This window comes from Cupriavidus sp. H19C3 (assembly GCF_049393815.1).
GTDB lineage: Bacteria > Pseudomonadota > Gammaproteobacteria > Burkholderiales > Burkholderiaceae > Cupriavidus.
Genome location: NZ_CP184985.1, coordinates 476,987 through 489,422, shown reverse-complemented (window position 1 = coordinate 489,422; position 12,436 = coordinate 476,987). Strand labels below are relative to the sequence as shown.

The following is a 12,436-nucleotide window of genomic DNA, read 5'->3' as shown; positions in this document are numbered from 1 at the left end:
TTCCCTCTCACAGTCTCACCGTCTCACCTACTCCAGCTCGTCCGTATCGGCCAGCCGCACCGGCATCGTATAGAGCGTGAGTCCGCTCGACAGCGCGCACAGCGCCCACGCGAGCAGGAACCCCACCGTGTAGACCGCCTCGCGCGACGCCTGGATCGGATGGCCGAAGAACATCAGGTCGCCCGGATCGATCAGCGAGAAGACCCCCGCCGTCGCCACCCCCGCGACGAGAAACGCGGGCCAGAGCACCCACATCAGCCAGCGCCATCTCATGGCCGCCTCGCCTCGGTGCCGGGCTGTCCCGGCGCGGCGCGCTCCACCACCAGGCCATGCCGCACGGCCTCGCCGACGGGGCGGTCCGCATGGGTCGCGGCCAGCCAGATCGTGATACCGCAGCCGATCATCGCCAGTAGTGGCCCGCTCATCAACAGCCAGGGCCACGGTTCCTTCCACCACGGTTTTGCCTGGGACATGGCAACTCCTTCGTCAAAGATTGCGCGGCACGATAAACCGCGTGGATTGCCGGACTTCGGCCACCGTTTGGGTGCCCTTTGCACCCGTCTGCTCGGCCTGCACCACCATGTCGATGGCATGCGTGCCCTGCCCCGCGGCGTCGATCGGTACACGGATGCGGACCGGCACCAGGCGGTTGGACGTCGGCGCCAGCTCCGCGGCCGCGTGGTCGTACTCGATCGTCATGCCGGGCAAGTCCGCGCCGTCGGCGCGCACCACGATATGCATGGGCGCCTCGGTGGTATTGATCAATTGCAGGCGGTAGACGTTCTCGATCCACTGCCCGTCGACCTCGCGCCCCAGCGCACCGCGGTCGCGCAGGATATCGACCTTGAGCGGCGCGCGCATCGCCACCGATACGGCGAGGCCGGCGGCCAGCACAAGCCAGATGCCGGCGTACAGCAGGACGCGCGGTCGTATCAGCCGCTTGCGTGCCGCGGCCAGCGACAGGCCCTGCCGCATCGCGTTTTCCGAGGTATAGCGAATCAGGCCACGCGCATAGTTCATCTTGTCCATGACCTGGTTGCAGGCATCGATGCACGCCCCGCAGCCGATGCATTCGTACTGCAGTCCGTCGCGGATATCGATGCCGGTCGGGCACACCTGCACGCAGATGCTGCAGTCCACGCAGTCGCCCAGGCCCGCCGCGCGGTGATCGGTCTTGCGGCCGCGGCTGCCGCGCGGCTCGCCGCGCCCCACGTCGTACGTCACCACAAAGGTATCGCGATCGACCATCACGCTCTGGAAGCGTGCGTACGGACACATGTATTTGCACACCTGCTCGCGCATGAAGCCCGCATTACCCCAGGTGGCAAACGCGTAGAACAGCATCCAGAAGGTCTGCCACGGGCCCAGCGACAGGCTCAGGACCTCGCCGCCGAGCGTCCGGATCGGCGTGAAGTAGCCCACGAACGTGAAGCCGGTCCATAGCGCGATCAGTACCCAGAGCACATGCTTGGTGGCCTTGATGCGCAGCTTGCGCGCGCTCCACGGATCGCCGTCGAGGCGGATACGCGCAAAACGGTCGCCTTCGATATGCCGCTCGATCCAGAGGAAGATCTCCGTATAGACGGTCTGCGGGCACGCATAGCCGCAGAACAGCCGTCCCGCGATGGCCGTGAACAGGAACAGCGCGAGCGCCGAGATCACCAGCAGCACCGACAGGTAGATCACGTCCTGCGGCCACAGCACCACGCCGAACAGATAGAACTTGCGCGCGCCGAGGTCGAACAACACCGCCTGCCGACCATTCCACTGCAGCCAGGGCGTGCCGTAGAAGATCAGCTGCGTGAACAGCACCAGCCAGACACGCCAGCGGTCGAACGCCCCCGTGACCGAACGCGGATAGATCTTGCGCCGGACCTCGTAGAGCGCATCTTCAGAGCTTTCCGATCCCGCCATGGAGACCGGCCGCCAGCTGCCATCGTTCATCGTCCTGCCCCGCCGCCATTCGACAGGCCCCACACGTATGCCGTCAGCATCTGGATGCGCTCGGGCGTGAGAATCTCTTCATGCGCGGGCATATGGCCCTCGTGCCCCTTCAGAATGCCGTCGACGATATTCGCCTCGGAACTGCCATAGAGCCAGACCTTGTCTGACAGGTTGGGCGCCCCAAGCGCCTGGTTGCCGGTGCCGGCACTGCCGTGGCAGGCTGCGCAGGTGGTCTTGAAGGTTGACTCGCCACGCGAGGCGCGGATCGGATCGTAGGCCAGCCCCGACAGCGAGCGCACGTACTGCGCCACGTCGCCGGCCAGCTTGCCGTCGATTGCCGCCGCGAACGACGGCATCTTGCCGTTGCGTCCCTTGGCAATGGTCTGGTGGATGGTGTCCGGGTCGCCGCCGTAGAGCCAGTCACCGTCGGTCAGGTTCGGAAAGCCGCGGCTGCCGCGCGCGTCGGAACCATGGCATTGCGCGCAGTAGTTGAGAAACAGGCGCTGACCGATCTCGCGTGCTTCAGGGTCGGCCGCAATCGCCTTGACGTCGAGCTTCATGTACTTGCCGTAGATCGCCTGCTGCCTGGCCTCGGCGGCCTGGCGGCTGGCGGCAAGCTCGCCCTGGGTGGAGAAGCCGAGCACGCCGGCGTAGGAACCGAGGCCGGGATAGAGCACCAGGTAGCCGAGCGCGAAGATGCACGACAGCAGGAACATCCACATCCACCAGCGCGGGAGCGGATTGTTGAGTTCGCGCAGGTCGCCGTCCCACACGTGGCCGGTGTCCTCGGTGGTGGTTTCGACAGTGCCGGCCTGCTTGATCAGGCGGCGTTGCGACAGCAGCAGCCACGCACACCAGACGATGCCGGCCAGCGCGATGGCCGCGATGTAGTAGCTCCAGAATCCGGATGTGAAGTCACTCATGATGAGGGGTCCCGCTCGCGATCGTTGTAGTTTCGTCCGGCAGCGCAAAGGGCAGCAGCGCGGATTCGAGATTGGCGGCCTGCCGGTGCGCGGACCATGCCCACCAGCAGATGCCGAGAAACACCAGCATCGAGACCACCGTGACAAGACCAGTAAGGTGGGCCATGGCGCTTACTCCTTCCGCACGTTGCGGCGATTGATGCCGAGGCTCTGGAGGTACGCCACCATCGCGTCCTCCTCGGTCTTGCCGGCCAGTTCCTCGGGCGCGCCCGCAATCTGAGCGTCCGTGTACGGCACGCCAAGCCGCTTGAGCGCGTGCATGCGGGCCTGGATGTCGTCGGTTCGCAGCGGCGTACGCTCAAGCCACGGATACGACGGCATTACCGATTCGGGCACCACATCGCGCGGATTGCGCAGATGCACCCGCTGCCAGTCGTCCGAGTAGCGGCCGCCCACGCGGGCCAGGTCCGGACCGGTCCGCTTGGAGCCCCACAGGAACGGGTGGTCGTACACCGACTCGCCGGCGGTCGAGAAATGCCCGTAGCGCTCGGTTTCCGCCTGCAGCGTGCGCACTTGCTGCGAATGGCATCCCACGCAGCCCTCGCGGATATAGATGTCGCGGCCCATCAGTCGCAGCGGCGAATACGGCGTGATGCCCGCGTCGGGCGCCGTGGTCGAGTGCTGGAAGAACAGCGGCACGATCTGCACCAGCCCGGCGATGCTGACCACCACGATGGTGGCGAGGATCAGCCAGCCGACATTTCTCTCGAGCGTTTCGTGGGACCAGAACTTATGTTGTTGTGCTGACATTTCGCGAATCCTTGGCTATCAGTGCGCCGTGGCAGCGGTGGCCGGCGCGGTGGCCGGTGCGGTGGCGGGCGCGACGCCCGCACCGGCGGCTGCGATGGGCACCGGAATCGGCGCATCCACCGCGGTCTTGCCGGCAATCGTGCGGAACACGTTCCACGCCATGATCAGCATGCCGGTCAGGAAGCAGAGCCCCCCCAGCAGGCGAATCAGGTAGAACGGATACTTGGCCTTGACCGCCTCGACGAACGCGTAGGTCAGCGTGCCGTCGGGCTGCGTGGCGCGCCACATCAGGCCTTCCATCACGCCGGCGATCCACATCGAGGCGATATAGAGCACCACGCCGATGGTGGCGATCCAGAAGTGCCACTCGATCAGCCGCACGCTGTACATCTGCTTTTCGCCGAACAGGCGCGGAATCAGGTAATAGAGCGAGCCCACCGAGATCATCGCCACCCAGCCGAGCGCGCCCGAATGCACGTGGCCGATGGTCCAGTCCGTGTAGTGCGAGAGCGCGTTGACGGTCTTGATGGACATCATCGAGCCCTCGAACGTGGCCATGCCGTAGAACGACAGCGCCACCACCAGGAACTTGAGGATGGGATCGGTGCGCAGCTTGTGCCAGGCACCCGACAGCGTCATGATGCCGTTGATCATGCCGCCCCACGACGGCGCGAGCAGGATCAGCGAGAACACCATGCCAAGCGACTGCGCCCAGTCCGGCAGCGCGGTGTACTGCAGGTGGTGCGGACCCGCCCACATGTACGTGAAGTTGAGCGCCCAGAAATGCACGATCGACAGGCGGTACGAGTAGATGGGACGCTCGGCCTGCTTGGGAATGAAGTAGTACATCATCCCGAGGAAGCTCGTGGTAAGGAAGAAGCCCACCGCGTTGTGGCCGTACCACCACTGCACCATGGCATCCTGCACGCCCGCGTAGGCCGAGTAGGACTTCCACAGCGACACCGGCATCTCGATATTGTTGACGATATGCAGCAGCGCGATGGTCAGGATGTAGGCGCCGAAGAACCAGTTGGCCACATAGATGTGGCGCGTCTTGCGGCGGATGATGGTGCCGAAGAACACGATCGCATAGGCCACCCAGACCAGCGTGATCAGGATGTCGATCGGCCATTCGAGCTCGGCGTATTCCTTCGAGGTAGTGATGCCCAGCGGCAGCGTGATCGCCGCGGCGACGATCACCGCCTGCCAGCCCCAGAACGTGAAGGTGGCCAGCGGCCCGCAGAACAGGCGCGCCTGGCAGGTGCGCTGGACCACGTAATACGAGGTCGCGAACAGCGCGCTGCCGCCAAAGGCAAAGATCACCGCATTGGTGTGGAGTGGCCGCAGGCGCCCGAACGAGAGCCACGGCGTATTGAAGTTGAGATCCGGCCAGATCAGTTGTGCCGCCAGCAGAACGCCGACGGCCATGCCGACGATCCCCCAGACCACGGTCATGATGGCGAACTGCCGCACCACGCCATAGTTGAAGGTGTCCGCGCGTGCAGCCGCGGTGGTGACTTCCATTCAGACCCCCTGCTACGTAACCTGCGTAAGAAAATTGAAAAACCCTGGTGACGTCATGACTGTATAAAAGCGTCACATGGTGATCGTTGACCTCTGTCAACTTTCAGAAAAATGCGATGAACTTTTTTGGGGTATGGGGGGCGGTGGGCCCGGTCGCGGGGATGCCGGTCGATCGTTGTCGAGCAGGATCGCTTCGGCCGGCCGGTCGAGATCGTCGTACTGGCCCGCATGCAGCGCCCACCAGAGCGCGCCGGCGATCAGCGCGGCCAGAATCAGGCTGAGCGGCACGAGCAGGAACAGCGTCTCCATGCTCAGCCCTCCCGTGGCACGCGCAGCAGCCGCCAGGCGTTGGCCACCACCAGCAGCGACGACACCGACATGCCGATGCCGGCCATCCACGCCGTGACATGACCGGTGGCGGCCAGCGGTATGGCCACCACGTTGTAGGCAAAGGCCCACGCCAGGTTCTGCCGCATCACGCGCCGCGTGCGCCGCGCGACCGCAAGCGCGGTGGCGATGCGCCCGATGCCGTCGTGCATCAGCACGGCGTCGGCCCCCGCCTGTGCCAGCGGCGCGCCGCTGCCGATGGCGATCGAGACATGCGCCTGTGCCAGCACCGGCGCATCGTTGATGCCGTCGCCCACCGCCAGCACGATGGCGCCTGCCCGCTGCAAGCGGTCGACGTCGGCGCGCTTGTCTTCCGGCGTACGGCCGCCGGCGGCGTCGGCAATCCCGAAGCGCTGCGCCCACCAGCGCACCGTGCCGGGATGATCGCCCGACAGCAGATGCACGTGCACGCCGAGTCGGCCCAGCGTCCGCAGCAGGCCGGGTGCCTGCGCGCGCGCCACATCGGACAGACGCAGCCGGGCCAGCAGGCCGTCGGCGTCGCCGAGCCAGATCTCCGTGGCACCGGCGGCGCCGTCGGCGTGGGCGGACGGGTCGCCGTCGGCGTGGGCGGACGTCAGGGGAGAGGTGAGCGTGGCCTTGAGCGTGGACGTGGGCGTGGCCACCGGCGGCGGCGTGGCAGACATCGCGCCCTCGCCGAGGGCGGCCACAAAGTCGCGCCGCCCGAGCCGCACCAGACGCGTATCGACCCGCGCCTCCAGTCCCTGCCCCGGCACATTGCGCAATGCCTCAACCGGACGCGCGTCGCCGCCGGCGGCGGCCAGCAACGCCCGTGCGATCGGATGCTCGCCGCCGCGCTCCAGCGCCGCGGCCAGTGCCACGCACGCGGCCGCATCGAGCGCGCCAGGTGCCCCGGGCGCGCGCAGGACCTCGGTGGCAACCAGCGTGAAGCGGCCTTCGGTCAGCGTGCCGGTCTTGTCGAACACGACATCGGTCACGCGCGCGAGGGTTTCCAGCGCATGGCCGCGCGTCAGCAGCAGGCCTTGCCGCGACAGCGCCGCGCCGGCCGCCGCCAGCGCCGCCGGTGCGGCCAGCGAGAGTGCGCACGGGCAGCTGACCACGAGTACCGCCACCGTGACCGGCAGCGCGCGCGCGGGATCGATCCACAACGCCCATACGGCGCCGGTCAGCGCCGCAAGCGCGAGCAGCGTGCCGACAAACCATGTGGCCACCCGATCGGCCAGTGCCACCAGTCTCGGCTTTTCCGCCAGCGCGCGGTCGAGCACGGCCACGATCTCGGCCAGCCGCGTGGCGGCGCCGGTGCGCGTGACGATCATCTCGACCGGGCTGGCGCTGTTGTAGCTGCCGGCGAGCACGCCATCGCCGGCACGCCGCGGCACCGGGCGCGACTCTCCGGTCAGCATCGCTTCGTCGAACGCGCTCGCCCCGGCCGCGAGCGTACCGTCGGCGGGTACCACCTCGCCCGCCTTGACCCGCACGCGATCGCCGGCCCGCAGGCGGGTGACCGGAATGCGCTCGGCCACGCCCCCGGTCTCGTGCAGCCGTTCGCAGGTGGCTGGCAACTGGCGGGCCAGCATCTCGGCGCCGCTGCGCGAGGCCTGCCGCACGCGCAGTTCCAGATAGCGCGCCGATAACAGAAAGGCCACGAACATCGTGACCGAATCGAAATACACCTCGCCGCTGCCGCGCACCGTTGCCACGGTACTGGCGACGAAGCCGGCCGCCACGCCGATCGCCACCGGCACGTCCATCCCGGCCCGGCGCCCGCGCAGGTCGCGCCATGCCCCGGCAAAGATCGGCCACGCCGAGTAGGCCACCACGGGCAGCGTCAGCGCAAAGCTGGCCCAGCGCATCAGGCCAAGCTGGGCGGGATCGATGGTGGCTTCATGGGTGTAAAGCGGCCATGCGTACATCATGACCTGCATCATCGCCAGCATGGCGACGGCCACGCGCATCAGCAGCGCGCGGCGCTCGCGGCGGTCGCGGTCGTCGCCGCGCGTGAGCTCGAACGGCCATGCGACATAGCCGATATCGGCAAGTGCGCCCAGCAGACCCGCCACTGCCTGCGTGGCGGTATGCCAGCGCACCACCACGCGCCGCGTGGCCACGTTGGCCACGGCCGAGACCACGCCGGGCAGGCGTTGCAGATGTTGCTCGATCAGCCATGCGCAGGCCGCGCAGCGGATATTCTCTGGCGCCAGCGTGATTTCGGCCACGCCCTCGCCGACCGGCCGCACGAACTGCGCGCGCAGTTCCGGGGTGTCGTAGGCCGCCCAGACCGGTTCGGCAGCGCGCCGCGCGTCGTCGTCGATGGGTCGCGCGAAGCGGGCCGTATCGCCATAGAGATGGCCGAAGCCAGCCTCGTGCAGCGTACGCGCGAGGGCCAGGCAACCGCCGCAGCAGAACGACCGGTGCGCGCCGTCGAGCGTGGCCGCCAGCGAGGCGCCCGCGGCGACCGGCTGGCCGCAGTGAAAGCAGAGCGACGGTTCCGGAGACGGGCGGGCGGCGTCCTTGATCCCGGCGTCCTTGATACCGGCGTCCTTGAGACCGGCGTCCTGGATACCGGCGTCCTGGATACCGGCGTCGTTAATACCGGCTTCGTTAATACCGGCGTCGCTGATATGTGCGTCGCTGATATGTGCGTCGCTGATATGTGCGTCGTCAGTACGTACGTCGTCAGTACGTGTGCCGTCAGTACGTGCGTCGCGGGCGAATTCGCGGAAGGAGGCGTCCGGCTGGACGCTGAAAACGGAAGATGACATGGGGCGCTCTTTTACCCACTGGATAGTAGGTAGCGCCCATGCCTGCCACCTTGACGCAGATCAAGGTGTATGGAATGAGACGATGACGGGCGCCGCGCCCGTCAGCCGCCGTTCCTCAGGTCAGCGACGTATCCATCGTGCGCCGGGCCGATTCCAGGTACTCGCGCGACTGCATCTCGATGATCCGCGACACCGTGCGGTGGAACTCGTTGGCCATCTGCCCTTCGGTATAGAGCTCGTCCGCCGGCACCTCGGCCGACATCAGCAGCTTGACCTTGTGATCGTAGAACACGTCGATCAGCCACGTAAAGCGGCGCGCCTCGGAGGACATGCGCGGCGTCATCTTCGGCACATCGGACAGGATCACGGTATGGAACTGCGATGCCAGTTCCAGGTAGTCGTTCTGCGAGCGCGGACCGCCGCACAGCGTGGCAAAATCGAACCACACCACGCCGTTGGCCTTGCGCAGCGACCGCAGTTCGCGATGCTCGATATGCAGGATCGGCGATTCGTCGGCCACCCCCGCGATCGCCACAAAGGCGTCGCGCAGCGCGGCGCTGGCCTCGCGGCCGAGCGGTGTGTGATACGCCTGCACCTGCTCGAGCGCGCGTTTGCGATAGTCGATGCCGGCATCGACATTCAGCACGTCGAGCCGCGTCTGCAACAGCTCGATGGCGGGCAGCACGCGGTCGCGGTGCAGGCCATCGGGATACAGCAGGTCGGGCCTGTAATTCGACGTCATGACGAACTGCACGCCGTTCTCGAACAGCTGCTGGAGCAGGCGGTGCAGGATCATCGCATCGGCCACGTCGCTGACATGGAACTCGTCGAAGCAGATCAGGCGGAACCGGCGCGCGATGCGCTTTGCCAGTTCGTCGAGCGGATCGGGGCGTCCGCGCAGCTCCTCGAGCTGGCGATGCACCTCGCGCATGAATTCGTGGAAATGGAGCCGCGTCTTGCGCACCACGGGCACGCAGGTATAGAAGCTGTCCATCAGGAACGACTTGCCGCGCCCTACCCCGCCCCACAGATACACGCCCTTGGGCACGTCGGGATGCACCAGCAGCTTCTTGAGCGCATTGTTGCGGCGATTCTTGTAGGCCACCCATTCCTCGTAGCATTGCTGCAGACGCGCGACGGCGCGCAGCTGGGCTTCGTCCGAGGTGTAACCACGCTGCTTGAGCTCGTGCTCGTAATACTCGCTGACGTTCATGCTATTGGGGCGCGACCGTGCCCGGAGTTGACGCTCCGGGACCGCGGCGCTGCAAGTGAAAACGGCGCGCTGCAAGATTGCAGCGCGCCGGTACGGCTGACACGAAAGGCAGGAGCCTTACATGTTGAGCTGACGCTTGTCGACGGCCAGCGCGGCTTCGCGCATGACTTCCGACATCGACGGGTGCGGATGGCAGACGCGGCCGATATCCTCGCTGGCGGCCTTGAATTCCATCGCTGCAACAGCTTCGGCGATCAGGTCCGAGGCATTGGCGGCGACGATATGCACGCCCAGGATCTCATCGGTCTGGGCATCGGCCAGCATCTTGACGAAGCCTTCCGGATGACCCATGCCCAGCGCACGGCCGTTGGCCATGAACGGGAACTGGCCCGACTTGTACGCGCGGCCTTCGGCCTTGAGCTGCTGCTCGGTCTTGCCCACCCATGCGATTTCCGGGAACGTGTAGATGACCCACGGCACCGTGTTGAAATCGATGTGCGGCTTCTGGCCGACGATGCGCTCCGCCACGGCCACGCCTTCGTCTTCCGCCTTGTGCGCGAGCATCGGGCCGCGCACCACGTCGCCGATGGCCCACAGGCCCGGCACCTTGGTCTGGCAGTGGTCGTCCACCTCGATGAAGCCGCGCTGGTCCACGCCCAGGCCGACGGCGTCGAGACCGAGGTTGTCGGTGTTGGGCACGCGGCCCACCGACACGATCAGGCGATCGACTTCAAGCGTCTGCGCGGCGCCGTCCTTGTCGGTGTAGCGGACCGTGACGTTGTCCTTGCCGGTCTTCACTTCGTCGACCTTGACGCCGAAGTTGAACTTCAGGCCCTGCTTGGTCAGCAGCTTCTGCGCTTCCTTGGCCACGCCCTCGTCGGCGGCGGCCAGGAACGTCGGCAGCGCTTCCAGCACGGTGACTTCCGCACCCAGGCGGCGCCACACCGAACCGAGCTCGAGGCCGATCACGCCGGCGCCGATCACGCCCAGCTTCTTCGGCACCGTGTCGAACTTGAGCGCGCCTTCGTTGTCGCTGATCAGCTTGTTGTCGACCGGAATGCCCGGCAGGTGGCGGGCCTTGGAACCGGTCGCGATGATGACCTGCCTGGCCGTGACGACTTCACCGGCGATCTCGACCTGGAAGCCGTCGGCGTTCTTGCCGACGAACTTGCCGTAGCCCTTGAGCAGCGTGACCTTGTTCTTGCGGAACAGGAACTCGATGCCCTTGGTCATCTTGCCGACGATATCGTCCTTGCGCTTGAGCATCTTGGCCACGTCGAGCTTGACGTCGCCGACGGTGATGCCATGGTCGCCCAGGTGATGCTGCAGGTTCTCGAATTCTTCCGAGGAAGCCAGCAGCGCCTTGGACGGAATGCAGCCCACGTTCAGGCAGGTGCCACCGAGGCGCGGCTCGCCCTTGGGATCGTCGAACGCATTGCCTTCGCAGCAGGCCACGTTGAGGCCAAGCTGGCCCGCGCGGATCGCGGCGATATAGCCGCCGGGACCGGCGCCGATCACCAGCACATCGAATTGTTTGCTCATGGAAATTCCTTTTGCGCGCCGGCCCCCCGTCCACCCGCACGGGGCGGAGGGAGCGCGCGGGCGCTTTCAACAGAGTCGGACGCTTACAGGTCCAGCAGCAGGCGCGCCGGGTCTTCCAGCGCTTCCTTCATGGCCACGAGGCCCAGCACCGCTTCGCGGCCGTCGATGATCCGGTGGTCATAGGACATGGCCAGGTAGTTCATCGGGCGGATCACGATCTGACCGTCTTCCACCACGGCGCGGTCCTTGGTCGCATGCACGCCCAGGATGGCCGATTGCGGCGGGTTGATGATCGGTGTGGACAGCATCGAACCGAAGGTACCGCCGTTCGAGATCGAGAACGTGCCGCCGGTCAGCTCTTCCAGCGACAGCTTGCCGTCGCGGGCCTTGGCACCGAACTCGGCGATCTTCTTCTCGATGTCGGCCAGGCTCATCTGGTCGGCGTTGCGCAGGATCGGCACCACCAGGCCACGCGGCGAACCCACCGCGATACCGATATCGAAGTAGCCGTGGTAGAGGATGTCGTTACCGTCCACCGACGCGTTGATGATCGGGTACTTCTTGAGCGCGTGCACGGCGGCCTTGACGAAGAACGACATGAAGCCCAGCTTGACGCCGTGCTCCTTCTCGAAGCGGTCCTTGTACTTGGCACGCAGGTCCATCACCGGCTTCATGTTGACTTCGTTGAAGGTGGTGAGGATGGCGTTGGTCGACTGCGACTGGATCAGACGCTCGGCGATACGGGCGCGCAGGCGGCTCATCGGCACGCGCTCTTCCGGACGGTCGCCGAGAGCGGCAAAGTCCACCTGGGCCGACACCTGCTGCAGTGCGGGCTTGGCAGCCGGCGCCGGGGCCGGGGCCTTGGCGGCGGGTGCCGGGGCGGCACCGCCGGCGGTCGCGGCGAGCACATCACCCTTGGTGATGCGGCCATCCTTGCCGGTACCGGGCACCTGGCCGGCCGACAGGCCACCCTCGGCCATCAGCTTGGCGGCCGACGGCATGGCCACGGCGCCAGCGGCGGCAGGCGCGGCAGCGGCCGGGGCCGGAGCCGGCGCGGCGGCGGCAGGCGCCGGCGCGGCAGCGGCCGGGGCAGCGGCGCCAGCGGTAGCTTCGGTGTCGATCTTGGCGATCACTTCGTCGGCCACGACGGTGTCGCCATCGTTCTTGATGATCTGCGACAGCACGCCAGCCGAGGGGGCCGGCACTTCGAGCACGACCTTGTCGGTCTCGATTTCAATCAGGATCTCGTCCTGGGCGACGGCTTCGCCAGGCTTCTTCTTCCAGTTCAGCATGGTCGCTTCGGCAACCGATTCGGACAGCTGCGGAACCTTGACGTCAACAATAGCCATGGT

At 66.6% G+C, this 12,436-nt stretch carries 12 protein-coding genes; all 12 read right to left on the bottom strand.

Translation table 11 applies throughout. From position 1 onward, the window contains the following. Positions 1-27: 27 nt before the first annotated feature. The 12 genes from DFLDMN_RS02260 to odhB all read right to left on the bottom strand — a co-directional run bounded on the left by DFLDMN_RS02260 (position 28) and on the right by odhB (position 12,433). Positions 28-273, bottom strand: coding sequence for a hypothetical protein (locus DFLDMN_RS02260; protein WP_423196909.1), 246 nt, complete (start codon positions 271-273; stop codon positions 28-30). Then, positions 270-473, bottom strand: coding sequence for a hypothetical protein (locus DFLDMN_RS02255; protein ID WP_423196908.1), 204 nt, complete (start codon positions 471-473; stop codon positions 270-272). Before DFLDMN_RS02255 ends, DFLDMN_RS02260 begins: the two co-directional genes overlap by 4 nt. 13 nt (positions 474-486) lie before the next feature. Next, positions 487-1,944 (bottom strand): cytochrome c oxidase accessory protein CcoG, encoded by a 1,458-nt coding sequence (gene ccoG, locus DFLDMN_RS02250; RefSeq protein WP_423196907.1) that lies wholly within the window; start codon positions 1,942-1,944, stop codon positions 487-489. After that, positions 1,941-2,867, bottom strand: coding sequence for a cytochrome-c oxidase, cbb3-type subunit III (gene ccoP / locus DFLDMN_RS02245; protein ID WP_423196906.1), 927 nt, complete (start codon positions 2,865-2,867; stop codon positions 1,941-1,943). The genes ccoG and ccoP overlap by 4 nt, the downstream gene beginning before the upstream one ends. Then, positions 2,860-3,033 (bottom strand): cbb3-type cytochrome oxidase subunit 3, encoded by a 174-nt coding sequence (locus DFLDMN_RS02240; protein ID WP_423196905.1) that lies wholly within the window; start codon positions 3,031-3,033, stop codon positions 2,860-2,862. Before DFLDMN_RS02240 ends, ccoP begins: the two co-directional genes overlap by 8 nt. Positions 3,034-3,038: 5 nt before the next feature. Then, on the bottom strand, positions 3,039-3,677 hold the full coding sequence (gene ccoO, locus DFLDMN_RS02235; protein WP_423196904.1) for a cytochrome-c oxidase, cbb3-type subunit II: 639 nt from the start codon (positions 3,675-3,677) through the stop codon (positions 3,039-3,041). Between the two features lie 18 nt (positions 3,678-3,695). Further along, on the bottom strand, positions 3,696-5,201 hold the full coding sequence (ccoN, locus tag DFLDMN_RS02230) for a cytochrome-c oxidase, cbb3-type subunit I (protein ID WP_423196903.1): 1,506 nt from the start codon (positions 5,199-5,201) through the stop codon (positions 3,696-3,698). 96 nt (positions 5,202-5,297) lie between these two features. Then, positions 5,298-5,510 (bottom strand): cbb3-type cytochrome oxidase assembly protein CcoS, encoded by a 213-nt coding sequence (gene ccoS / locus DFLDMN_RS02225; RefSeq protein ID WP_423196902.1) that lies wholly within the window; start codon positions 5,508-5,510, stop codon positions 5,298-5,300. 2 nt (positions 5,511-5,512) lie between these two features. Then, entirely contained in the window at positions 5,513-8,329 is a 2,817-nt protein-coding gene (locus DFLDMN_RS02220) for a heavy metal translocating P-type ATPase (protein ID WP_423196901.1), read from the bottom strand. A 115-nt stretch (positions 8,330-8,444) separates the two neighbouring features. Further along, positions 8,445-9,542 carry a cell division protein ZapE gene (gene zapE, locus DFLDMN_RS02215; protein WP_423196900.1) on the bottom strand — a complete coding sequence of 366 codons (1,098 nt, stop codon included), beginning with the start codon at positions 9,540-9,542 and terminating at the stop codon, positions 8,445-8,447. A gap of 117 nt (positions 9,543-9,659) precedes the next feature. Further along, complete coding sequence (gene lpdA, locus DFLDMN_RS02210) at positions 9,660-11,084, bottom strand: dihydrolipoyl dehydrogenase (RefSeq protein ID WP_423196899.1); 1,425 nt, start codon at positions 11,082-11,084, stop codon at positions 9,660-9,662. 83 nt (positions 11,085-11,167) lie between these two features. Beyond that, entirely contained in the window at positions 11,168-12,433 is a 1,266-nt protein-coding gene (gene odhB, locus DFLDMN_RS02205) for a 2-oxoglutarate dehydrogenase complex dihydrolipoyllysine-residue succinyltransferase (RefSeq protein ID WP_423196898.1), read from the bottom strand. Between the last annotated feature and the right edge of the window lie 3 nt (positions 12,434-12,436).